Here is a 23,667-nt window from a genome sequence, read left to right as displayed (position 1 = left end):
CGGCTCTGAGGCGGGAGGTAAAACAGAGCAGCCCCTCCCGCGGCGGGAAGGGGCCGTAGGGTGAAATTACTGCATCAGCAGGTAGATAGAGGTGTCACCGCGCTGAATATTCAGCGCCAGCACCGACGGCTTGCTGTCGAGAATTTTGCGCAGTTCGGCAATATTTTTCACCGGCTGCTGGTTAGCGCCGACGATAATGTCGCCTTTCTTCAGGCCAATCAGCGCCGCCGGGGTGTTCGCCTTCACGTTGTTCACCACCACGCCTTTATCCTGGCCCTTATTGCTCATCTCAGCACCTTCGATGCCGTTAAAGATGGAGCTGGAGTCCACCTGGTTCTGGCTGCTCTGCTGCAGCTCCAGGTTAACGGTAACCGGCTTGCCGTCGCGCAGCAGGCCGAGGCTGATCTTGCTGCCGACCGGCATAGTGCCGACCTGGGCGCGCAGCGCCGCGAAGCTGCCGATGGTTTTGCCGTTCAGCGAGGTGATCACATCGCCGGCCTTAATCCCCGCCTTCGCGGCGGAAGAGTTCGGCATCACCTGGCTGACGAACGCGCCGCGCTGGGCGTCGACCTTCATCGCTTTCGCCAGCTCAGAGTTCAGCTCGGTGCCCATGATCCCCAGCTCCCCGCGCTTCACCTGGCCATATTTAACCATCTGGGAGGTCAGGTTCTGCACCATGTTACTTGGAATAGCGAAGCCGATGCCGATATTGCCGCCGTCCGGCGCAAGGATCGCGGTGTTGATACCGATCAGCTCGCCGTTCAGGTTCACCAGCGCGCCGCCGGAGTTACCGCGGTTGATCGCCGCATCCGTCTGGATAAAGTTTTCATAATTTTCCGCGTTCAGGCCGCTGCGCCCCAGCGCGGAAACAATGCCGGAGGTGACGGTTTCACCGAGGCCAAACGGGTTGCCGATCGCCACGGTATAGTCGCCTACGCGCAGCGCGTCGGAGTCGGCAATTTTAATAGCGGTCAGGTTTTTAGGCTCCTGGATCTGGATCAGCGCAATATCGGAACGGGGATCTTTGCCCACCATTTTGGCGTCAAACCTGCGCCCGTCGCTCAGCTGAACCTTAATCACCGTGGCGTTATCCACCACGTGGTTGTTGGTTACAACGTAGCCCTTCGCAGCGTCAATGATGACGCCGGAGCCGAGCGCCATGAATTTCTGTTTCTGGTTTCTGCCGACACCCGGACCACCCTGGCAGAACGGGGAGTCCATAAACGGCGAGCCGTCCTGGCAGAACGGCGAGTTGTCGCCGAAGAACTGCTGGAAGTTACGCGACATACGCGGCGTATTAACGGTCGTGCTTCCTTCAACGTTAATACTCACCACCGAGGGCATAACTTTTTCAAGCATCGGTGCCAGGCTTGGCATTTGTTGGGCAGTCGTTGCTGAAGAAGCAGTCTCAGCGGCAGAGACGGCCAGCGGAGATAACGCCAGACCTAAACTCAGAGCCAGTGCACTCATTGCTAACGTGGATTTTTTCATCTGTTTCGATCTCGATTATCAGGTAACGTAAAATTGCTGTGTAGGTCAGAGTCATTTTATAGCGTGAAGTTCCGGGCGGAAGTTTCTGGAAAAAGTAAAAAAATATTGTCCATCTTTACAAAAGCCCGGGCGCGTTAAATAGCTCTGGCCGCACTCAGCAGAATGCCGCCGGCACCGGTTCTGCGATCGATCCGGGAAACATAAGCCAGCGTTATTATTCAACCGCCATTAAGCGCCGGTATTCATCCCACGCATATAAATCGGTCATCCCGCTAATATAATCCTGGATCAGCCGGCAGCGATAATAGTATTCCAGAACCGGATATTCCACGGCGTCAGGAGCTATTTTACCCATCGCCTCTACATAGGCCAACCGGTGGCGCGTAGAGAGCTTCTGAAAAAGACGCGACTCAATAGGAAACCGCTGCAGGCGCTCTTTTGCCACCAGCTCGCTAAAGTCCGCCAGCGTCATCGCGAGCAGCGGCCGGTAGATATCCAGCAGCCCGCCAATGACCCGATAGCCCTGCAGCTCCAGTTGCTCCACCTCGGGATGGCTGAACACATGTTTAATGGCGACGTTTTTGTAAAGCTCCAGCAGCTGGCTGTAGCTGCTGGCGTCCTCCAGCAGCGCGTGGTTAAAGGTTCCGTCAAAGATCTGCGGTAAATTATCAATAAAGCGCTGGGCGGCGTAAGGCACCAGCTTATTCAGCGTATTGACCCGTAAATACATAAAGAACTGATCTTCCGTACTGCGGCTTAAGGTATTCGCCCGCGATTTCTCCCAGGCATTTTCTATCACCTGCGCAAACAGCGATCCTTTTTCCTGCTCTCCCCAGGCCTCGCGGAGGTGATGATAAAGCTGCTCAACGCTGAAGATTTTTTTCTCAACCGCATCCTCAAGATCGGCCACGCAATAAGAGATATCGTCGGCGGCTTCCATAATCCACGTTAAGGGAAACCGGCTGTAAGGGGCCTGGTTCAGCGCTTTATGCAGCCGCGCAATATAACGCTCTTCAGAAAGATAGTAGCCGGGTTTTTTCATTAAATAGCTGTGGGAGGCGGGAGGCTCGCCGCGCCACCATGCCGGCCGCGTATATTTCAGGATGCCGCCCACCTGCGCCCAGGTCAGATTCATGCGCATCAGCGTCTGCACCAGACGAATGCCCTGCGCATTGCCTTCAAAATAGCAGAGATCCTGGCGCACCTTTCGCCGCAGCTCGTTAAGGGCATCTTCCCCTTCCCTCAGCCGCAGCGCCACCACCACGCAGCGATCGCCGCTCAGCGGCAGGCCTTCCGCATCTGCCGGATGCAGCCGCTGGCGGAACCAGTCGTTGATCGCCGCTTCGCCAAAATGGCCAAACGGCGGATTGCCGATGTCATGCATCAGGCAGGACATCTCGACGATGCTCTCAAAAGGCCCCGTCAGCTCGCTCAGGCCGTAGCGCTCCAGCAGCTTCAGCTCCTTAAGACGACTCAGCACTTCCTTGGCGATATAGCGCCCGACCTGCTGCACCTCCAGGGAGTGGGTCAGACGAGTGCGCACTGCCGCGTTGCGCTCCAGCGGAAAAACCTGGGTTTTCTGCTGCAGCCGACGAATCGCCGGGGAGTTAATAATCCGCCCGCGATCGCTTTCAAAAATGCGCAGGATCTCATGCTCGGACTTTACGCCCTGCGGTGAACGGTAACGACGACGCCAGTTTATTTTGTTGCGAAAATCAATCTGTGCCATGGCCTCTCCCGCCTGAGAAATGCGCTTCCCCTTAAGCGCATGATAAACTATGCCTTCAAATCGGTCCTATCGCGAGTAAATCTATGAAAATCGGCATCATTGGTGCAATGGAAGAAGAAGTTACGCTGCTGCGTGACAAAATCGAAAACCGTCAGACCCACGCCCTCGGCGGCTGTGAGATTTATACCGGCCAGCTGAACGGCACCGGGGTTGCGCTTCTGAAATCAGGTATCGGTAAGGTGGCGGCGGCGCTGGGTGCCACGCTGCTGCTGGAGCGCTGCCGGCCGGACGTCATCATCAATACCGGCTCTGCGGGCGGCCTGGCACCGACGCTGAAGGTGGGCGATATCGTAGTCTCTGACGAGGCGCGCTATCACGACGCCGACGTCACCGCCTTTGGCTACGAATTTGGACAGCTGCCGGGCTGCCCGGCCGGCTTTAAGGCCGATAGCGCCCTGATCGCCGCCGCTGAATCCTGCATCGCGGCGCTAAACCTCAACGCGGTGCGCGGACTCATCGTCAGCGGCGACGCCTTCATCAACGGTGCCGAGGGGCTGGCGAAGATCCGCCACAGCTTCCCCCAGGCGATTGCCGTAGAGATGGAAGCGACCGCCATCGCCCACGTCTGCCATAACTTCAACGTGCCGTTCGTGGTGGTACGCGCCATCTCCGACGTTGCCGACCAGCAGTCCCACCTCAGCTTTGAGGAGTTCCTGGCGGTAGCCGCCCGCCAGTCCAGCCTGATGGTTGAAACGCTGGTGCAGAAGCTGGCCAATGGCTAAACCACGCTTCAGGGCGCTGGCCGCCCTGCTTTTCATTCTGCCGGCGTGGCTGGTCGCCGCGCCGCGCGTAATTTCCCTCTCCCCCGCCAACACCGAACTTGCCTTCGCGGCCGGGATCGTGCCGATCGCGGTCAGCAGCTATTCCGACTATCCGCCGCAGGCGCAGGACATTGAGCAGGTTTCCACCTGGCAGGGGATGAACCTGGAGCGCATCGTGGCGCTGAAACCGGATCTGGTTATCGCCTGGCGCGGCGGCAACGCCGAACGGCAGGTCAACCAGCTGAGCGCCCTGGGAATCAAAGTCATGTGGGTGGACGCCGTCAGCATTGAACAGATCGCCGATGCGCTGCGCCAGCTGGCCGCCTGGAGCCCGCAGCCGGAACGGGCCGAGGCCGCCGCTCAGTCGCTGCTGGACGACGCCGCCCGCCTGCGTGCCGAACGCGCCGGACGGCCGAAAAAGCGCGTCTTTTTGCAGTTTGGCGTCAATCCGCCCTTTACCAGCGCAAAAGGCACCATCCAGAACCAGATACTGGAGCTGTGCGGCGGTGAAAATATTTTTGCCGCCAGCCGGGTGCCCTGGCCGCAGGTCAGCCGCGAGCAGGTGCTGGCGCGCGCGCCTCAGGCCATCGTGGTAACGGGAAATTCTGACGAAATTCGCAAAATTAAACAATACTGGGGAAAACAGCTGGAAATTCCGGTTATTTCTCTTAACAGCGACTGGTTTGAACGGGCAAGCCCGCGTATTATCCTCGCCGCAAAACAGCTCTGCAGCGCGCTGGCACAGGCGGAATAGCGTCTGCCCCGTCAACGGGTTACGCAGGCTGCGGGGCGAGCCTTAAGGATGAGACGGACACAGGCCAACGTACATGTCGCCTGAAGTATGACGGGTATCCGTGGGGATTTAACAATGCTCGTTTATTGGCTGGATATTGTAGGCACGGCCGTATTTGCCATCTCCGGGGTTTTGCTGGCCGGAAAATTACGCATGGACCCGTTCGGGGTTCTTGTGCTGGGGGTGGTCACCGCCGTGGGCGGCGGCACCATTCGCGATATGGCGCTGGATAACGGCCCGGTCTTCTGGGTTAAAGATCCCACCGATCTGGTGGTGGCGATGGTCACCAGTATGTTCACTATTTTGCTGGTGCGTCAGCCCAGGCGGCTGCCGAAATGGATGCTGCCGGTGCTGGACGCCGTGGGGCTGGCGGTGTTTGTCGGCATCGGCGTCAACAAGGCGTTTATCGCCGGCACCGGCCCGCTGGTGGCGATCTGTATGGGAGTGATTACCGGCGTCGGCGGCGGCATTATTCGCGACGTGCTGGCGCGCGAGGTGCCGATGATTCTGCGTACCGAGATTTACGCCACCGCCTGCATTATCGGCGGGATCGTACACGCTACGACGCACTACAGCTTTGGGCTACCGTTGGAGAGCGCCAGTATGCTGGGAATGGGGGTAACGCTGATCATTCGGCTGGCCGCCATACGCTGGCGTCTGAAGCTACCGACGTTCGCCCTGGATGAGAGCGGGCGTTAAGGAAATACTGCCTGGCGGAACCCGCAGGTCCGCCAGGAATCCGCGCCCGCCGATCAGATACTGAAGGACGATCCGCACCCGCAGGTGCTTTTCGCGTTCGGGTTGGTCACAATAAAGCGGGACCCTTCCAGGCCTTCGGTATAGTCGACGGCACCGCCCACCAGGTACTGCAGGCTCATCGGATCAACCACCAGACCAACGCCCTGTTTCTCAATGGTCATATCACCTTCGTTGACCTGGTCATCAAAGGTGAAGCCATACTGGAAACCGCTGCAGCCGCCGCCGGTAATATAGACGCGCAGCTTCAGGTTCGGGTTATCTTCGTCAGCGATCAGGCTCTTTACTTTAGTGGCTGCGGCTTCGGTAAACTGCAGCGGCAGCGCTACGTCATCACTCATATTTTTGCTCCAAACGACATCGGCAATTGGGCAAATTCTGACCCAATAGTCGGGCCATTATCTAATACCCTGGTTATTCGTTCAAGTATTCTCGCCAGAGGCGTCCTGTCGCTTCGCCGCCTGCTCCGCATCCTGCTTTGCCAGCGTGCGCGCCAGGATGGTGGAGTATAGCGGTTTTCCGCCAAGAAACTGCGCCAATAGTGTCGCGCCGAGGCAGGTGATGATCATTGGCAAAATGAGCTGATAGTTGTCGGTCATCTCCAGCACCAGCACGATGCCGGTCAGCGGCGCGCGCACCGAGGCCGCCATCAGCGCCCCCATTCCGGCGATCGCAAAGGTTCCGGCCTCAAGATGATAGTGGGGGAAGGTGGCCGCCGCCGCCATCCCGAAGGCGGTGCCGAACAGGGTGCCCAGCGCCAGCATGGGCGCAAAAATTCCCCCCGGCGCGCCGGAGGAGAAGCACAGCAGCGTGGTGACAATACGGGTAATGAAAATAAACAGCAGCAGCCCGACGCTGTAGTTGCCCGCCGCGGCGATGGGGATCAGGTTAAAGCCGCCGCCCGCCGCCTCCGGGTCAATCAGCCCCAGGATCCCGCACAGGCCACCGATCGCTCCGCCCATCAGTACCCATTTTTTGATATTGCCGCCGTGAAAGCGCTGGAACATATCCTGGGTGCGCAGCACCAGATGGTTGAAAAGCGGCCCCACGCAGCCAAAAATCATGCCGAGGATCAGGTACAGCCACAGGGTATTGACCGGCGCATTGGAAAGCTTGCCGACCTCAATAATCGGTGCTTCACCGTTAAAAATACGAAACACGATGCTCGACATGATGACGCCGGTAAACACCGCTTTAATCGAGATCAGGCTGTAGCGAAACTGCGGACGCATCTCTTCAATAATAAACAGAATGCCCGCCAGCGGCGCGTTAAAGGCGGCAGAAAGCCCCGCCGCCGCGCCGGTCGCCAGCAGGGTATGCCGCGCCTCGGCGCTGCGCATACGAAAAATATCGAGCACCATCCGCCCGATGTTGCCGCCGATCTGCACGGTCGGGCCTTCGCGCCCCAGCACCATGCCCGCGCCGAGGGTGCCCATTCCGCCGATGAACTTTACCGGCAGCACGCGCCACCAGCGCACGGGCCGCAGCTCCTCAAGTGCCCCTTCAATTTCCGGAATCCCCGATCCTCCGGCCTCCGGCGCAAACCGACGCACCAGAAAATAGCCAACCATCGCCAGGAGGGCAGAGAGCACAAAGGCCAGCGGCCAGACCAGAAACGCGCTGTCGGCGGCCTGGACCAGCGCCCCGATGCGCAGATTCTGCACCCAGGTCACCGCCTTTTCGAACGCCACGCCGACGATGCCCGTTACAATGCCGACCACAGCGGCCATCAACAGGATCGCCAGCGGCGTTTTATCCCGTTCAAGAAGACGACGAATCAGCGCGCCGCGCCGTAAACGGACGACCTGTTGCGCTTCAAAGGAAGGAGAGTCTGTTTTCATCAGTTGATCGTTTAAGGAAATGACAAAATCCGGAAACGGCATTCTACTCGCCTTTTCCAGAAAATCTCCTGTAAATCGTGTTGTTTCAAATGATGTCCACTTTCCTTAGAATAGCGGCCATTCACTTTTTCCATCAATCAGGAACCCTCCATGAGCAAGTCTGAACACCTCTACAGCGCAGCGCGCGAGCTGATCCCCGGCGGCGTTAACTCCCCCGTACGCGCCTTTACCGGCGTCGGCGGCACGCCGCTGTTTATTGAAAAAGCGGACGGCGCGTATCTGTATGATGTCGACGGCAAGGCCTACGTTGACTACGTCGGCTCTTGGGGGCCGATGGTGCTGGGCCATAACCACCCGGCTATCCGCAACGCGGTGATTGAGGCGGCGGAGCGCGGCCTGAGCTTCGGCGCGCCCACCGAGATGGAGGTCAAAATGGCGGCGCTGGTGACCGAGCTGGTGCCCACTATGGATATGGTGCGCATGGTGAACTCCGGCACCGAGGCGACCATGAGCGCCATTCGCCTGGCCCGCGGCTTTACCGGCCGCGATAAGATCGTCAAATTCGAAGGCTGCTACCACGGCCACGCCGACTGCCTGCTGGTTAAGGCCGGCTCCGGCGCGCTGACCCTCGGTCAGCCCAATTCTCCGGGCGTACCGGCGGATTTCGCGAAGCATACCCTGACCTGCACCTATAACGATCTGGCCTCGGTGCGCGCGGCGTTTGAACAGTTCCCCCAGGAGATCGCCTGCATTATCGTGGAGCCGGTCGCGGGCAATATGAACTGCATCCCACCGCTGCCGGAATTCCTGCCGGGCCTGCGCGCCCTGTGCGACGAGTTCGGCGCGCTGTTGATTATCGACGAAGTGATGACCGGCTTCCGGGTGGCGCTGGCCGGCGCGCAGGACTACTACGGCGTGACGCCGGATCTGACCTGCCTGGGCAAAATTATCGGCGGCGGGATGCCGGTAGGCGCTTTTGGCGGCCGTCGCGAGGTGATGGACGCGCTGGCCCCCACCGGGCCGGTTTACCAGGCGGGAACGCTCTCCGGCAACCCCATCGCCATGGCGGCGGGCTTCGCCTGCCTGAACGAGGTGGCCCGACCGGGGATTCATCAGACGCTGGACGCGCTGACCACCCGCCTGGCGGAAGGTCTGCGGGAGGCGGCGAAGGCGACGGGGATTCCGCTGGTGGTAAACCACGTCGGCGGTATGTTCGGCATCTTCTTCACCGACGCGCCGTCGGTCACCTGCTACCAGGATGTGATGGCCTGCGACGTGGAGCGCTTTAAGCGCTTCTTCCATCTGATGTTGGCGGAGGGCGTCTATCTGGCACCGTCGGCCTTTGAGGCGGGCTTTATGTCCGTGGCACACAGCATGGACGATATCAATAACACCATCGACGCCGCGCGCCGGGTGTTTGCCTCGCTGTGATTCTGACGCCTCGCCCGGCGGGCGAGGCGTTTACGCTAGCGGCTCTGCCTGCGCAGCAGCCAGACAAAGTACGGCGCGCCGATAAACGTGGCGAGCAGCCCCGCCGGGATCTGATAGGGGAACAGCACCATTCTGCCGCACCAGTCGGCAAAGACCAGCAGCATTCCTCCCACCAGCGCCGAGATCGCCAGATGCGGCATCGCGCGACGAAAACCCAGCATCCGCGCAATATGCGGTGCCATCAGCCCGACAAAGCTCAGCGGTCCGATAGACAGCGTGGCGGTCGCCGTCAGGGAAGCCGCCAGCAGCAGCAGGCCAACCCGCGCCGGCGTCAGCGCGATACCCACCGACCTGGCGGTATCGCCGCCCAGCGGCAGGACGATCAGCCAGCGGCGGCACAGGGGGATGAGCGCCAGCAAAATAAGCATCACTATTCCGGTACGCACCACCTGCCCACCCGAGGCGTTCCAGGTGGAGCCGGAGATCCAGGTGAGCACCGAGGCCATTCGCGGATCGCCACTCGCCTGCAGCATCATCAGCAGCATAGTGAAGGCGGTACTGAGCGCGATCCCCGCCAGCAGCATACGCTGGGGGGAGAAGCCGCCGCGCCCGGCGGCAATCATCACAATCAGCAGCGCCGCCCCCGCCCCAAGGCTGCCGGCGGGCAGCAGCCAGACGAAAGCGTTTTCCGGCACCAGAAACAGCATCAGCACGACGCCAAACGCCGCGCCGGAGCTGATCCCCAGTACTTCCGGACTGGCCATCGGGTTACCGGTCAGGCGCTGAATAATGCATCCCGCCGCCGCCAGCATCACCCCGGCGATCAGCGCCGCCGCAACGCGCGGCCAGCGCCACGGCAGCAGATCGTCCAGCCGCGCTCCGCTCGCCCAGCTCCAGCCCTGGGCGTCGCGCCCGAAAGAGAGCGCCACAAGGGCGACAATCAGCAGCAGCGCGCCTCCCGCGAGGGCATAGCCAACCACGTGGCGACGCTCCGCCGCAACCCGATCGCTCGCGCTCATGTCCGGCGCGCTGATGCTCTTAAGGCGCGGCAGCAGCCACAGCAGCAGCGGCGCGCCCACCAGCGCCGTGACGGAACCGGTGGAGACTTCCATCCATACCCGGCTCAGCCAGAGAACGATCTGATCGGAGAGCCAGAGGATCAATGCGCCGATGGGCGGTGCCAGCGCCAGCCGCGCCAGCAGACGCCGGGCACCGAGCATTTTCGCCAGCAGCGGCGCAAACAGGCCGATAAAGCCGATAATGCCCACCGCGTTGACCAGCAGCGCGCTGAGGGCTATCGCCAGCGTCAGCGCCACCAGCCTCGCCGTCGACAGCGCCAGCCCGAGGTTGCGCGCCACGCCGTCGTCCAGCCCCATCAGGGTCAGCGGGCGCAGCAGCAGCAGGGTCAGCAGCCCCCCGCCGAGCAGCTGCGGCCACAGCTGCTGGACGCCGCGCCAGTCGGTCTGGGTCAGCGTACCGGTGCTCCACAGAAACAGGCTCTGCAGCTGCTCGTGGTGAAAGAGCACCATCAGCTGGTTAATCGCCCCACAGTACAGGCTGACCACCAGGCCGGCGAGGATCAGGGTGACCGGCGACAGGCGTTTCCCCCAGGCGACGCCGAACACCAGCGCGCCCACAAGACAGGCCCCGGCCAGCGCCGCGTACTGTGCGGTCAGCGCCCCCGGCAGCGCCCACAGGGCGGCGACGGCGATGCCCAGCTGCGCGCCGGTGGCGACGCCGAGCGTGGCCGGCTCCGCCAGTGGGTTGCGCAGCACCTGCTGAAACAGCACGCCAACCAGCCCCAGCCCGGCACCAACCAGCAGGGAGATCGCCAGACGCGGCAGCAGGCTGAAGTGAAAAATCATCTGCTCGATCGCGTTAACGTCCGGCGACCGGATGGCCTGCAACCACTGGCCGCGCGGCAGCGCGACGGAAAGGTTAGCCCAGCTCAGCCAGGCGGCGGCGATGAACAGCAGCGCCAGCAGACAGGCCGGGAACAGCGTCGTCCGTTTACTCACGCCCGGCCTCCCAGCGCATTGTCCAGGATGCGCACAAAGCGCATGGCTGACAGCGTCGCGCCGTAGAACCAGACGGCGGGCGCGCGCTGAAAACGACCGGCGCGGATGAACGGCATGGCCTGCCACAGCGGCGTCGCCATCAGCGTTTCCATCTCTTTACCGTTGCCGTGATCGAAGCACAGCACGTCAACGTCGCGCCAGGACGCCAGCCGGTCAATACCGACAATGCTGCTGCCCCAGAAGTTAGTTTCCCCCTGCCAGGCGTTGGGAATACCGAACGCATCCAGCACCTCCTGAAACAGGCAGTTCGGGCCGAAGACCAGCATATGGCGCGCGTCGACCTGGGTCATCATGAGCAGAGGCCGCGCCCCGCGCCGCGCAAAGCGCGGCTTCATGCGCTCGATAAAGCGCTCATATTCCGCCAGGTGGTGGCGCGCCGCCGGTTCGAGATTCAGCAGCTGCGCCAGCTCCAGCAGCGACCGCCGCGCCACCGCCAGCGGATTTTTACCGTCGCTGAAGTTAACGCCGCGTCCCGGCGCGATGCGCAACAGCTTTTCCGGCGCGGGGCCGTAGCCCGCCGACCAGACCATAAACGACGGCCGCATATCCGCCAGCAGCTCCAGGTTCGGCTCGGTGCGCAGCCCGACGTCGATAGTCGATGCCGGCAGCGGCGGCTCGCTGACCCATATCCGGTAGTTGGGCAGGTCCGCCACGCCGCAGGGGATAACGCCGAGCGCCAGCAGCAGCTCCACCGGCAGCCACTCCAGCGCCACGATGCGCTGCGGATCGATCGCCGCCGCGCGCGCCTGGCCCGGCCGCCAGAGCAGCGGGGAAAGCGCCATCGCCGTCAGCAGACGGCGACGGGTAACAGAAAATAAAGCAAAATTATGCATTACAGAACAAAGCTCACGGGTGCAGCGCCGGCCGGGTGTGGCAGAATGCCCATCGGAATGCCGTAAATGGTCGCCAGCGTTTCGCTGCGCATCAGCTCGTCGGGCGTCCCCTGGGCGATGGCTTCACCGCCGCGCAGCGCCACCAGGTAATCGCAGTAGCGGGCGGCCATATTGATATCGTGCAGCACGGCGACCACCGTCAGGCCGCGCTGCTGGCTCAGGCGGTGCACCAGCGCCAGCACGTCCACCTGGTGGGCGATATCCAGCGCCGAGGTCGGTTCATCCAGCAGCAGGCAGCGGCTGTCCTGCGCCACCAACATCGCAATCCACGCCCGCTGGCGCTCGCCGCCGGAGAGGCTGTCGACCAGACGGTTCGCCAGCGGCCCGAGGCCCACCAGCGCGATGGCCTCCTCCACCTTTTCCCGATCGGCGACGCCGAAGCGCCCCAGCGCCCCGTGCCACGGATAGCGGCCAATGGCCACCAGCTCGCGCACCGTCATCCCTTCCGCCGGCGGCAGCTGCTGCGGCAGATAGGCCACCCGGCGGGCAAACGCCCTGCTGCTCCAGCTTTCCAGCGGCCGTTCGTCAAGCAGAATAGCGCCTTCCGACGGCGGCTGATGGCGACCAAGCATTTTCAGCAACGTGGATTTTCCGGAGCCGTTATGGCCGATAAGGCCGGTCACTTTGCCCATCGGGAACGTTAAGGTAAGCGGGTACAGCAGCGTGCGGGTCGGCACGCGAAAGGAGACATTACGCAGCGTGAAGGTGGTGTCAGGTTGGAGAGAGTGTTCCTGCATAGCGGCCAACTTGTAAAGCGGGCGCGGCAAGCCGCGCCCAAAGAAAAATTAGAAACGGAAGGTGGCGGTTGCAACAACCTGACGCTCCGCGCCCCAGAAGCAGCCGTAGGTGTTGAAGCAGCTGGCAACGTACTCACGATCGAACAGGTTGTTGACGTGAAGCGCCACGTTAGAGCCTGCCATACCAAAGCGCGCCAGGTCATAACGCACCAGGGCATCCACCACGGTATAGCTGCCCACTTTAAACGAGTTCGCCGGATCGCCATAGCTGGAGCCGGAGTAACGTCCACCCGCCCCCAGCGTCAGGCCAGAGAGCGCACCGTTAAAGATGGTGTAGTCACCCCACAGGGAGGCCATATGTTTTGGCACCTGCGCCGGCGTGTTGCCTTTGTAGGTGGTATCGGTGGTATATTCCGCATCGGTCCAGGTATACGACCCCACCACGTTAACGCTGGCCGACAGCGCGGCTTTCGCTTCAATTTCCACACCGCGCGAGCGAATTTCGCCGCCTTCAATTGAGAAGAAGGAGCCTGGCGTTGGGTCAGACATCAGGTTGTTGGATTTGGTCAGCTGATAGACCGCGCCGGTAATAACGATCGGACGATCGTTCGGCACATACTTCACGCCCGCTTCGTACTGCTTACCTTTTGACGGTGCAAAAATATTACCGCTCGCCCCGGTCTGGGAAGCCGGTTCAAACGACTCGCTGTAGCTAAAGTATGGGGTTACGCCGTTATCAAACAGATAGTTAACCCCACCACGCCAGGTAAACTGGTTGTCATCACGCGAGTCGGTAATGCCAGACACACGATTCAGGGAGTCCTGTTTCGCCCAGTCGTAACGACCGCCGAGGGTTACCAGCACCTTATCCCACTGCATCTGATCCTGCACGTACAGGCCGGTTTGTTTCTGCTTATTCAGAATACGGTAAGCCCCTGAAGGTTCAGGGTGCGCGCCGAAGTCGAAATCGCCGCGGTCGAGGTTATAGATATCAGACGGCGTAACGGAACCCGCATAGCCGAACCAGGAGTCGATATCGTTACGCATCCGCATAAAGTCAACGCCGGTCAGCAGAGTGTGATCGACAGAACCCGTGGCAAACTTGCTTTGCAGTTGGGTATCCACCGCGAAGTTTTCCAGCTTCTCGTTATCAATAACGTACTGGCGGGTCAGCGTGTGGCCCCACTGTGACTGGGGAACGCTGGCGCACGGGCTGGTCGCAGGATCGCTCGAATACATCGGATCCGAGCACATGCCGTAACCGTAGACGCTGTTCTGCGCAACTTTGTTCTGCGCATAACGCAGATTCTGACGCACGGTGAAGGTGTCGTTAAACTCGTGGTCAAAGCTATAGCCCACCATCTTCTCATTACGGGAATAGGTGTTGTTGTTTGCCCCTTCGTTGAAGTCCGTCGGCAGGCGTTTGCCGTTCGGCAATTTAGACACTGTCCCCTCTTTCGGCAACCAGCCGTAGTAGCCAGTTTCCGGTTCGTTCTGGAAGTACGAGAAGAAGGTGAAGTTGGTTTTATCATCCGGACGCCAGCTGAAAGAGGGCGCGATGGCGTAACGCTGCTCTTCCGCGCCCTGCTGTTGAGCATTGGCCGAACGGGCGAGGCCGGTTAAGCGGTAAGCGTAAACGCCATCGTCGTCCAGCGCGTCGCTAAAGTCAAAACCGGTCTGGAACAGACTGTTAGTACCCATTTTAAACTGGACTTCCTTCAGCGGTTCGCTCAGCGGGCGCTTGCTGACCATGTTCAGCAGGCCACCGGGGTTACTTTTTCCGTAAAGCACAGAAACCGGACCGCGCATCACCTCCGCACGCTCCAGCATATAGGGGTCGATCACCGCATCGTTATAGAAGTTGCCCTGCATTTTCAGGCCGTTCAGATAGTTATTCTGGCTCTGGCCGTCGGCAGCGAAACCGCGGATGATCAGGTAGTCATAAGTATTATGACGCGCCGCGGGTTCCCACCGCAACGCCAGGAGTGTAGCTGAGCGCCTCTTTTACCGACTTCGGCTGATGCAGCGCCATCTCTTCAGCTGTGACCACAGAGATAGACTGCGGCACCTTCTCAATCGGGGTATCGGTTTTGGTTGCCGTGGCGGAGTGTCTTGCCGCGATGGTGGCGGCCGGCCCCCAGGCGCTTTCCTGAGCGGCGGGCGCGGCGGTAACGGTGAGGGTCTCTTCTTTCGGTTGAACCGCCGCCTGTGCATAGACAGACATGCCGCTAACCGCTGTGGCTACGACGACTGCGATTTTGCGCAGCGAGCGAGTTGGCTGAGCAGTTTGGAAACGCGCCATTGGTGTATCTCTGATGAAAAGTGAATGATAACGTAAACGAGAATTATTATAATCGCAGGATAATATTCGAAGTGAACGGCGATTAGCAAGCGGTACGCGCCATCAGACAGGCTAATGGGTTAACAAAACGCCACATAAAGAGTATGGATTACTATATCAGGCTGCTGCATTGTTTGCCGCAGGAGGGAAAAGCACGCAAACCCGCCGAAGCGGGTTTGCGCAGCGAGCGAGTTGGCTGAGCAGTTTGGAAACGCGCCATTGGTGTATCTCTGATGAAAAGTGAATGATAACGTAAACGAGAATTATTATAATCGCAGGATAATATTCGAAGTGAACGGCGATTAGCAAGCGGTACGCGCCATCAGACAGGCTAATGGGTTAACAAAACGCCACATAAAGAGTATGGATTACTATATCAGGCTGCTGCATTGTTTGCCGCAGGAGGGAAAAGCACGCAAACCCGCCGAAGCGGGTTTGCGCTGTCCGACGGTCAGTTACCGCCAAACATCTCTTTGATCCAGCCGGCCACGCCGTCACCGTCCTTTTGCTCCTGGGCCGGCTGCTGCTGCGGCTGAGAGGAGTGATCGAACGGATTGCCCGACGGCTGCTGCTGCATTTCGTTCTGCTGGCACAGCGCGTTGGCATCGCTGGTCCAGACGGGCAGCGAGCGCACCCCACCGCCACAGACGAAACCGCCGTCGTAATCCACGCCAATATCGGTCACATCCTCCGGCGGCGTCAGGGTCAGCGGGGCTGGCGTCTGGTTTGCCAGATAGCGCTGATAAATCGACATCGCCCCGCTCGCCCCGTACAGCTTCGTCGGCTGGTTGTTGTCGCGCCCCACCCAGGTGATGGTCACCTGACCGCCGTCAATACCGGCAAACCAGGTATCGACGTTGTTATTGGTGGTCCCGGTTTTCCCCGCCAGATGCAGGCCCGGATACTTCGCCCCCAGCTGGCGGCCGGTGCCGCGCTGTATTACCTGCTGCATGGTCCACAGCGTCATGTATGCCGCCTGGGCGGGCACGGCGCGCTCGGCCTGCGGGAAGCTCTGATACAGCACCGTGCCATCTTCAGCGATGACCGAACGCAGCGCCGAAAGCGTCGCGCGGTTGCCGCCGCTGGCAAGGGTCTGGAACGCCTGTGCCACCTCAAGCGGCGTCAGGTTCAGCGCCCCCAGCAGCATCGCCGGAACCGGATTCAGCCGCTCCTTCGGCACCCCCAGCTTAACCCAGGTATCGGTTACGGCGGGCAGCCCCAGCGCCATCCCCAGGTTCACCGTCGGCACGTTCATCGAGCGCGTCAGAGCATCCACCAGCATCACCCTGCCGCTCTCGCTGTAGCGGCGGTCGTCATTCTGCGGCGACCACACCTTGCCGTTTGGCTGGCGCAGCGCGATGGGCGCGTCGGCAATCCAGGTGTTCAGACGATACAGCTTTGGCTGGCTCAGGGCGGTCAGGTAGGTGGCCGGCTTCGCCAGCGAACCGATGGACCGGCGCGCCTGCATGGCGCGATTGTAGCCGGCGAACTGAGGCTCCGCCCCGCCGACCATCGCCCGCACTTCGCCGCTGAAGCGGTCGACCACCACCATTGCGGTTTCAAGATCGCTCAGCTTGCGCTGCTTTTTCAGCGCCGGGATCCCCTCCACGGCCGCTTTTTCCGCCGCGTCCTGGGCCACGGGATCAAAGGTGGTGAAGATCTTCACGCCGGAGAGATCTTTCACCTTATCGCCCAGCTTCGTCTGCAGCTCCTGGCGCACCATCTGCATAAAGGCCGGCTGCGGGGAGATCACCCCACCGCGCGGCTGAACGCCCAGCGGACGAGCGCTCAGCATGTCGTAAAGCTCCTGATCTATCACCTTCTGCTGCTGCAGCAGACGCAGCACCAGGTTACGGCGCTCCAGCGCCAGCTTCGGGTTACGCCACGGGTTGTAGTAAGAGGCCCCCTTCACCATGCCCACCAGCAGCGCCTGCTGGTCAAGGCTCAGCTCCTCCACCGGACGACCGAAGTAGTACAGGCTCGCCAGCGGAAAGCCGCGGATCTCGTTATCGCCGCTCTGCCCGAGGTAGACCTCGTTCATATACAGCTCAAGAATGCGGTCTTTGCTGTAGCGGGCGTCCATAATCAGCGCCATATAGGCTTCGTTCGCCTTACGCCAGTAGGAGCGCTCGCTGGAGAGGAACAGGTTTTTTACCAGCTGCTGGGTCAGCGTACTCGCTCCCTGCACCGTTCGCCCGGCGGTCAGGTTCGCCAGCACCGCGCGGCCGATGGAATACAGGCTGATGCCGTCATGCTCGTAGAAGTGGCGATCTTCGGTCGCCAGCAGCGTATCCACCAGCAGATCCGGAAAGCCGCTGCGCGGCACGAACAGGCGCTGCTCGCCGTTCGGCGAAGAGATCATGGTAATCAGCCGCGGATCGAGGCGGAAAAAACCGAACTGGCGGTTATTCTCCAGGTTGACGATGGTCTCCAGATGTCCGCTGGCGAAGGTCAAACGCGCGCGTACCTGCCCCTCTTTACTGTCCGGGAAATCAAACGGACGGCGGATCATCTCAATGCTGTTCGCCTGAACGGTAAACTCGCCGGGGCGGGTCATTTTCGTTACCCGACGATACTGCGTCGCCTCCAGCAGCCTGATCATCTCATTTTTGCTGACCGACATCTCTGGTTCGAGGTTGACCATGCGGCCATAAACGGCCGCCGGCAGCTGCCAGACCTTGCCGTCAATACGGCTGCGGATCTTTTGATCCAGATACACGCCGTAGATGGCGAACAGCACCACAAATACAATCAACAGCTTCAGCAGCAGCCACAGCCAGCCGCGCTTGCCGCGAGGCTTGCGCCCCTTGCCTTTCCCTTTACGCGGCATTGGCTTTTCATCCTCATAGTCATCGTCATAATCGTCGTCATACTCATCGTCTTTGAGGCGACGACGGCTCACCTTTTGTTTCGCCGGACGCGAGGGTCTCCCTTTACGTCCGATTGGCTCGCGGTCATTCCCGGCCATGCTTTTTCTCCGCAACGTTCAGGCGCAATGGCCCGATTTTCTGTGCTTCCGTCAGAAAACAGAAGAAGAACTCTCTCAAAATAAACAGCAAGGCTTTCTTATTAAGAAAGCCTGCGTTTGCGCCCTCTTCCCAGGGAGAGGGCCGGGGTGAGGGCATCGGGCCGCACTCACCTTTTACGAATATTTCTTCGTCCGCCGCGTCGGGGCGCTAGTTGCCGGATCGTCCGGCCAGAGGTGTTTGGGGTAGCGTCCCTTCATCTCTTTTTGCACTTCACGGTAGGCCCCCTGCCAGAAGGCGCTTAAGTCCCGGGTGATCTGCAGCGGCCGCTGCGCCGGCGACAGCAGCTCCAGCACCAGCGGCACCCGCCCCTGGGCGATGGTTGGGGTCGTCGCCTCGCCAAACATCTCCTGCATTCTGACCGCCAGCGCGGGCGGATTATCTTCATGATAGCGGATAGCTATCCGGCTGCCCGTCGGCACAGTGTAATGCGAGGGCAGCGCACTATCCAGCCGTTGTAGCACCGGCCACGCCATGAGTCCGCGCAGCGCCTGGCCCACATCCAGCGTCTTCAGGTCGCGCAGCGAACGCACGCCGGCCATATGCGGCAGCAGCCAGCTTTCCAGGGTCGCCAGCAGGGTCGGCTCATCCGCCGCGGGCCACGCATACTCCGGCAGCCACTTCGCCGCGCACTGCAGCCGTAGACGCAGCTGCTGCGCGTCGGGCGTCCAGTTCAGCACGCTTAAGCCCTTGTCGCGGATCCCGTTGAGGATCGCCTGCTGCAGCTCCGCCTCCGAAGGCTTCGCCAGCGGCTGAACTTTTATCGTCAGCTCCCCGATGCGCAGCCTGCGCCACGCCTTCAGGGTGCCCTGCGCGTCGTCCCATTCGACGGTGTCCGACTGCTGCAGAAGCTGCGGGCAGCGCTGCGTTAACGCCTCGATATCCAGCGGCAGCGCCAGCAGTATGCGCGCGTCCGGCGAGGCGCTCCCCTGCAGCAGCAGCGGGGCGATGAGCCACTCGTGGCGGCCCAGCGCGTCGTCGGCGTCCAGCGCCGCCCCCATGCCGTTCGCCAGCTGATAGCGCCCGGTCAGGCCGCGACGGCGGGCGATACGGTCGGCAAAGCCGCGGGCAAGCAGAGGGGCGATAAGCTGGCCGTCAGCCTCGCCGCCCCGCACGCCGAGCCGCCTGAGCAGCTGCTGGCTGCGCTGCCGCCAGGCGGGATGAGCGCGTGAAAACGCCGCCCCGAGATCGGCGCTGCCCGAGCGCGGCGGCTCTTCCAGAATGGCCGCCAGCCTCGCGGCGGTGGTCGCTTCGTCGCCGCTGCGGGCGTCGACCAGCATTGCCGCCAGCCGGGGATCGCTGCCCAGCGCCGCCATCTTCCGCCCCGTCGCGCTCAGGCGATCGCCCTCCAGCGCGCCCAGCATCGCCAGCAGCCGCCCGGCGGCCTGCAGGTTGACCGCCGGCGGCGCGTCCAGCCAGGTAAGCTGCGCCGGATCGCGACATCCCCACTGCAGCAGCTCCATCAGCAGGCCCGAGAGATCGCTCTGCAGGATCTCCGGCTCGCTCTGGGCCGCGGCGCGCTCCGCCTGCTCTTTCGCCAACAGGTGCAGACAGATGCCCGGTTCCAGACGCCCGGCGCGTCCGGCCCGCTGGGTCATGGAGGCCTGGCTGACGCGCTGGGTTATCAGCCGGGTCAGGCCGGTACGCGCGTCAAAGCGCGCCACGCGCTCCTGGGCGCAGTCCACCACCAGCCGGATACCTTCAATGGTCAGGCTGGTTTCGGCAATGTTAGTCGCCAGCACCACTTTGCGCCTGCCCGGCGGCGGCGCAAGGATCGCCCTGCGCTGATCGTTCAGCGCCAGCGCGCCGTACAGCGGGCAGAGCAGCACGTCGTCGCCGACCCGCTCGCTAAGTTTTTCCTGCACGCGCTGAATCTCTCCGACGCCGGGCAGAAACAGCAGCAGCGAGCCGCGCTCATGGCGCAGCAGCTCCGCCACCGCCGCCGCAACGCCCTCCTCAAAGCGGCCGTGCGCCGGAAGCGGCTGGTAACGGCGCTCAACGGGAAACGCCCGCCCTTCGGAGACAATTACCGGCGCGTCGGGCAGCCGCTGCGCAAGGCGCTCGTTATCCAGGGTCGCGGACATAATCAGCAGCTTCAGGTCATCGCGCAGCCCCTGCTGCACGTCCAGCAGCAGCGCCAGCGCCAGATCCGCCTGCAGGCTGCGCTCGTGAAATTCATCGAGGATCACCAGCCCCACGCCGCTCAGCTCCGGATCGCGCTGGAGCGTGCGGGTGAGCACCCCTTCGGTTACCACTTCCAGCCGGGTTTGCGGCCCGACGCAGCTCTGCGCCCGCATCCGGTAGCCCACCGTCTCGCCGGGCGCTTCCCCCAGCAGCTCCGCCAGCCGCTGCGCCACGCTGCGCGCCGCCAGCCGACGCGGCTCCAGCAGGAGGATCTTACCGTTGATGCCCGGATGCGCCAGCAGCTGCAGCGGCAGCCAGGTTGACTTTCCGGCCCCGGTGGGGGCGCTCAGCAGCACCTGCGGCGCGGCGTCAAGGGCGGCGAGCAGGTCAGACAGTACGGCGGATACGGGCAACGACGTCACAAATGGCTCCAGAGGGTTAACATTCTTCGCGCTGCATTGTAGCATCGTATCGCCCGTCCTCCGTAACTGCGCAATGTATCGTCCCGGACGAAGTCAGTCCCGGCGGGCATCGGAGCCGCCGGACCGGCCCCCGGAGCAACCGCCAGCCACGTTAATCATCCATTAAGGAGCGCCGCCCTATGCCTTCTGAGCCTCAACGGCTGTTCTTCGCGCTGGCGCTGCCGGACGCCACTCGTGAAGAAATTATCCGCTGGCGGGCCGAATGCTTTCCGCCAGAGGCCGGGCGTCCCGTCGCCGCCGACAATCTGCACCTGACCCTGGCCTTTCTGGGGGAGGTAAGCGCGGAAAAACGCCGGGCCCTTACCCAACTTGCCGGGCGTATTCGCCAGCCCGGATTTACCCTCCGGCTGGACGACGCGGGCCAGTGGCCGCGCTCGGGCATCGTCTGGCTTGGCCCGCGCCGGTCGCCGCGCGGGCTGCTGCAGCTGGCCGATATGCTGCGCGCTCAGGCGGCGCGCAGCGGCTGTTATCAAAGCCCGCGGCCCTTTCATCCGCATATTACGCTGCTGCGCGACGTCGGGCAGGCGCTGGCGATTCCCCCTCCCGGCTTCAGCTGGTCGTTTCCGGTCCGCGAATTCGCCCTCTACGCTTCGGCGTTCAGCCGGGGACGAACCCGCTACACCCAGCTGCAGCGCTGGACGCTTACCGAATAGTTAAGGAGATCAGATGCAGTTTTCTCCCCCCCTTCAGCGCGCCGTTCTCGTCCGCCGCTATAAGCGGTTCCTGGCCGATGTGCTGACCCCGAACGGCGATGAGTTAACGCTGCACTGCCCGAACACCGGGGCCATGACCGGCTGCGCCACGCCGGGCGATACCGTCTTCTATTCCACGTCGGAAAACGGCAGGCGCAAATATCCGCACACCTGGGAGCTTACCCTGACCCAGGGCGGCGCGCTGATCTGCGTGAACACCCTGTGGGCCAACAGGCTGACCCGGGAGGCGATCCTGAGCGGGCTAATCCCAGAACTTTCTGGCTACACCTCTTTGAAAAGCGAAGTAAAGTATGGCGCGGAACGCAGCCGTATTGATTTTATGCTGCAGGCAGAGTTGCAACCCGACTGCTATATTGAAGTGAAATCGGTTACCCTGGCGGAAAAGGAGCAGGGCTATTTCCCTGACGCCGTTACCGAACGGGGCCAGAAGCATCTGCGGGAACTGATGAGCGTCGCGGCGGGCGGCGAACGGGCGGTGCTCCTGTTCGCGGTGCTGCACTCGGCTATCGGGCGATTTTCACCCGCCCGTCATATTGACGTCAGGTATGCGCAGCTCTTGTATGAAGCGCAGCAGAAGGGGGTGGAAATTCTGGCCTATAAAGCGGAACTTTCCACCGCAGGTATGACTCTTAAGGAACCCTTACCCATTACGCTGTAATGGCAAAAACAGCGGGTTAGTTTATAGGCAGATCGCGTGCGCAAATACGCTTTTCTTCACAGGGTTGTCAAGGCTTGTATAGAGTTAATTGCTATCCTGAAAAGCATCTGCTATTTATAGCGACCTGATTTTCCCCCGACCATGGGGATCGATAGTGCGTGTTAAGGAGAAGCAACATGCAAGAAGGGCAAAACCGTAAAACATCGTCCCTGAGTATTCTCGCCATCGCTGGGGTGGAGCCGTACCAGGAGAAACCGGGCGAAGAGTACATGAACGAAGCCCAGCTGGCGCACTTCAGGCGTATTCTTGAAGCATGGCGCAATCAACTCAGGGATGAGGTCGATCGCACCGTTACACATATGCAGGACGAAGCGGCTAACTTTCCCGATCCGGTTGACCGCGCCGCGCAGGAAGAGGAGTTCAGCCTTGAGCTACGCAACCGTGACCGCGAGCGCAAGCTGATCAAAAAGATTGAGAAAACGCTGAAGAAGGTTGAAGACGAAGATTTCGGCTACTGCGAATCCTGCGGTGTGGAAATCGGCATTCGTCGCCTGGAAGCGCGCCCAACCGCCGATCTGTGCATCGACTGCAAAACGCTGGCGGAAATTCGCGAAAAACAGATGGCCGGTTAAGCCGACCATTCTACCACCTTTACCCCAGGCGGGAGCTTCTCCCGCCTTATTCTTTACTATCCGCAGAATGACTCACTCACGCTATACTGGCCGCTTCGCCCCTTCGCCTTCCGGCGAGCTGCATTTCGGCTCCCTGATCGCCGCCCTCGGCAGCTACCTGCAGGCGCGCGCCCATCGCGGCATCTGGCGCGTCCGTATTGAAGATATCGATCCGCCTCGTGAAGTTCCCGGTGCCGCAGACGCCATTCTGCGCCAGCTGGAACATTACGGCCTGCACTGGGACGGCGAGGTTCTGTGGCAATCCCAGCGCCATGAGGCCTACCGCGAGGCGCTCGCCTGGCTCCACGAGCGGGGGTTGAGCTATTACTGCACCTGCTCCCGCGCCCGCGTTCAGCGCGTCGGCGGCCTTTACGACGGCCGCTGCCGCGACCGGCATAACGGGCCGGAGCAGGCCGCGATGCGTCTTTATCAGCGCCAGCCGGTGCTGCGGTTCACCGATCGACTGCGCGGCGACGTTCAGGCCGACCCGCGGCTGGCGCGGGAAGATTTTATTATCCATCGCCGGGACGGGCTGTTTGCCTATAACCTGGCGGTGGTGGTGGACGACCGCTTCCAGGGAGTCAGCGAGATTGTCCGCGGCGCGGATCTTATTGAACCGACCGTGCGGCAAATCTCGCTTTATCAGCAGTTTGGCTGGCCCGCCCCCGACTACGTGCACCTGCCGCTGGCGCTTAACGCCCAGGGAGCCAAGCTCTCCAAACAGAACCATGCTCCCGCGCTGCCCTCCGGCGATCCGCGCCCGGTGCTGGCGGAGGCGCTGCGCTTTCTCGGCCAGCGCTGCCCCGACGACTGGCGCGAAATTTCGCTGGAGGCGCTGCTGCGGCAGGCGGTCGATAACTGGACGCTGACGGCGGTGCCCAGGAGCGGCGCTGTAAATTCAGCGTTCTCAAATGCGCCAGGCTGAGCTATGATTAGCCGCTATTTTTTATTCGCTGTCTTTCGTATGCTGCGGCATCGCCTTCGCCTGTTCGCTTCAGGCACGGAAGTACACCGGTTTTCCACAGGGCCGGTCGCCAATACGAAGCTATCGAGAAACGTTGATCCTGAATGGATGTTTGACA

The 23,667-nt window shown here is 61.6% G+C and carries 18 protein-coding genes and 1 pseudogene; 8 read left to right on the top strand and 11 right to left on the bottom strand.

What is annotated here, in order from left to right; genetic code table 11:
* Positions 1-66: 66 nt before the first annotated feature.
* Both degP and dgt read right to left on the bottom strand, forming a co-directional pair.
* Positions 67-1,491: a serine endoprotease DegP gene (gene degP, locus GJV78_RS02620; protein WP_155106856.1), complete on the bottom strand. Its 1,425-nt coding sequence runs from the start codon at positions 1,489-1,491 to the stop codon at positions 67-69.
* 214 nt (positions 1,492-1,705) lie between these two features.
* The gene (dgt, locus tag GJV78_RS02615) at positions 1,706-3,220 is read right to left on the bottom strand and encodes a dGTPase (RefSeq protein WP_155106855.1); all 1,515 of its coding nucleotides are present in this window, start codon (positions 3,218-3,220) and stop codon (positions 1,706-1,708) included.
* Positions 3,221-3,303: 83 nt separating this feature from the next.
* On the opposite strand from dgt, the gene mtnN reads away from it, so the two are divergent.
* From mtnN to GJV78_RS02600, 3 genes are all read left to right on the top strand, one after another.
* Positions 3,304-4,002, top strand: coding sequence for a 5'-methylthioadenosine/S-adenosylhomocysteine nucleosidase (mtnN, locus tag GJV78_RS02610; protein ID WP_155106854.1), 699 nt, complete (start codon positions 3,304-3,306; stop codon positions 4,000-4,002).
* On the top strand, positions 3,995-4,795 hold the full coding sequence (gene btuF / locus GJV78_RS02605; RefSeq protein WP_155106853.1) for a vitamin B12 ABC transporter substrate-binding protein BtuF: 801 nt from the start codon (positions 3,995-3,997) through the stop codon (positions 4,793-4,795). The genes mtnN and btuF overlap by 8 nt, the downstream gene beginning before the upstream one ends.
* 114 nt (positions 4,796-4,909) lie before the next feature.
* A complete protein-coding gene (locus GJV78_RS02600; protein WP_155106852.1) occupies positions 4,910-5,533 on the top strand; it encodes a TRIC cation channel family protein in 624 nt (207 codons plus the stop codon).
* 53 nt (positions 5,534-5,586) lie between these two features.
* Here GJV78_RS02600 and erpA read toward each other — a convergent pair whose 3' ends face one another.
* Genes erpA through clcA form a run of 3 tightly spaced genes read right to left on the bottom strand, consistent with a single transcriptional unit; the run spans position 5,587 to position 7,431 of the window.
* Entirely contained in the window at positions 5,587-5,931 is a 345-nt protein-coding gene (gene erpA, locus GJV78_RS02595) for an iron-sulfur cluster insertion protein ErpA (RefSeq protein ID WP_155106851.1), read from the bottom strand.
* A complete protein-coding gene (gene yadW, locus GJV78_RS24100) occupies positions 5,928-6,062 on the bottom strand; it encodes a small protein YadW (protein WP_407929015.1) in 135 nt (44 codons plus the stop codon). Before yadW ends, erpA begins: the two co-directional genes overlap by 4 nt.
* On the bottom strand, positions 6,013-7,431 hold the full coding sequence (gene clcA / locus GJV78_RS02590) for a H(+)/Cl(-) exchange transporter ClcA (RefSeq protein ID WP_155106850.1): 1,419 nt from the start codon (positions 7,429-7,431) through the stop codon (positions 6,013-6,015). Before clcA ends, yadW begins: the two co-directional genes overlap by 50 nt.
* 150 nt (positions 7,432-7,581) lie before the next feature.
* On the opposite strand from clcA, the gene hemL reads away from it, so the two are divergent.
* Positions 7,582-8,862, top strand: coding sequence for a glutamate-1-semialdehyde 2,1-aminomutase (hemL, locus tag GJV78_RS02585; protein WP_155106849.1), 1,281 nt, complete (start codon positions 7,582-7,584; stop codon positions 8,860-8,862).
* A gap of 35 nt (positions 8,863-8,897) precedes the next feature.
* On the opposite strand, the gene fhuB is transcribed toward hemL, so the two are convergent.
* The 6 genes and pseudogenes from fhuB to hrpB form a co-directional block, all read right to left on the bottom strand.
* On the bottom strand, positions 8,898-10,880 hold the full coding sequence (gene fhuB / locus GJV78_RS02580; RefSeq protein ID WP_167519332.1) for a Fe(3+)-hydroxamate ABC transporter permease FhuB: 1,983 nt from the start codon (positions 10,878-10,880) through the stop codon (positions 8,898-8,900).
* On the bottom strand, positions 10,877-11,773 hold the full coding sequence (fhuD, locus tag GJV78_RS02575; RefSeq protein WP_155106848.1) for a Fe(3+)-hydroxamate ABC transporter substrate-binding protein FhuD: 897 nt from the start codon (positions 11,771-11,773) through the stop codon (positions 10,877-10,879). Before fhuD ends, fhuB begins: the two co-directional genes overlap by 4 nt.
* Entirely contained in the window at positions 11,773-12,570 is a 798-nt protein-coding gene (fhuC, locus tag GJV78_RS02570) for a Fe3+-hydroxamate ABC transporter ATP-binding protein FhuC (RefSeq protein WP_155106847.1), read from the bottom strand. Before fhuC ends, fhuD begins: the two co-directional genes overlap by 1 nt.
* A gap of 48 nt (positions 12,571-12,618) precedes the next feature.
* Positions 12,619-14,872 (bottom strand): annotated as a pseudogene (fhuA, locus tag GJV78_RS02565) (ferrichrome porin FhuA).
* Positions 14,873-15,362: 490 nt separating this feature from the next.
* On the bottom strand, positions 15,363-17,879 hold the full coding sequence (mrcB, locus tag GJV78_RS02555) for a bifunctional glycosyl transferase/transpeptidase (protein ID WP_155106844.1): 2,517 nt from the start codon (positions 17,877-17,879) through the stop codon (positions 15,363-15,365).
* 174 nt (positions 17,880-18,053) lie between these two features.
* On the bottom strand, positions 18,054-20,483 hold the full coding sequence (gene hrpB / locus GJV78_RS02550) for an ATP-dependent helicase HrpB (RefSeq protein WP_167519331.1): 2,430 nt from the start codon (positions 20,481-20,483) through the stop codon (positions 18,054-18,056).
* A 179-nt stretch (positions 20,484-20,662) separates the two neighbouring features.
* Here hrpB and thpR point away from each other — a divergent pair, with 179 nt between their 5' ends.
* The 4 genes from thpR to gluQRS all read left to right on the top strand — a co-directional run bounded on the left by thpR (position 20,663) and on the right by gluQRS (position 23,510).
* A complete protein-coding gene (gene thpR / locus GJV78_RS02545; RefSeq protein WP_155106842.1) occupies positions 20,663-21,196 on the top strand; it encodes an RNA 2',3'-cyclic phosphodiesterase in 534 nt (177 codons plus the stop codon).
* 13 nt (positions 21,197-21,209) lie between these two features.
* On the top strand, positions 21,210-21,914 hold the full coding sequence (gene sfsA, locus GJV78_RS02540) for a DNA/RNA nuclease SfsA (protein ID WP_155106841.1): 705 nt from the start codon (positions 21,210-21,212) through the stop codon (positions 21,912-21,914).
* A gap of 176 nt (positions 21,915-22,090) precedes the next feature.
* Positions 22,091-22,546 carry an RNA polymerase-binding protein DksA gene (gene dksA, locus GJV78_RS02535; protein WP_001155227.1) on the top strand — a complete coding sequence of 152 codons (456 nt, stop codon included), beginning with the start codon at positions 22,091-22,093 and terminating at the stop codon, positions 22,544-22,546.
* A gap of 67 nt (positions 22,547-22,613) precedes the next feature.
* Complete coding sequence (gene gluQRS, locus GJV78_RS02530) at positions 22,614-23,510, top strand: tRNA glutamyl-Q(34) synthetase GluQRS (protein WP_155106840.1); 897 nt, start codon at positions 22,614-22,616, stop codon at positions 23,508-23,510.
* The last annotated feature ends 157 nt before the right edge of the window (positions 23,511-23,667 follow it).

This window comes from Intestinirhabdus alba, assembly GCF_009711095.1.
Lineage (GTDB): Bacteria > Pseudomonadota > Gammaproteobacteria > Enterobacterales > Enterobacteriaceae > Intestinirhabdus > Intestinirhabdus alba.
The sequence above is the reverse complement of the archived record's forward strand: the minus strand, read 5'-3'. Positions and strand labels throughout refer to the sequence as shown.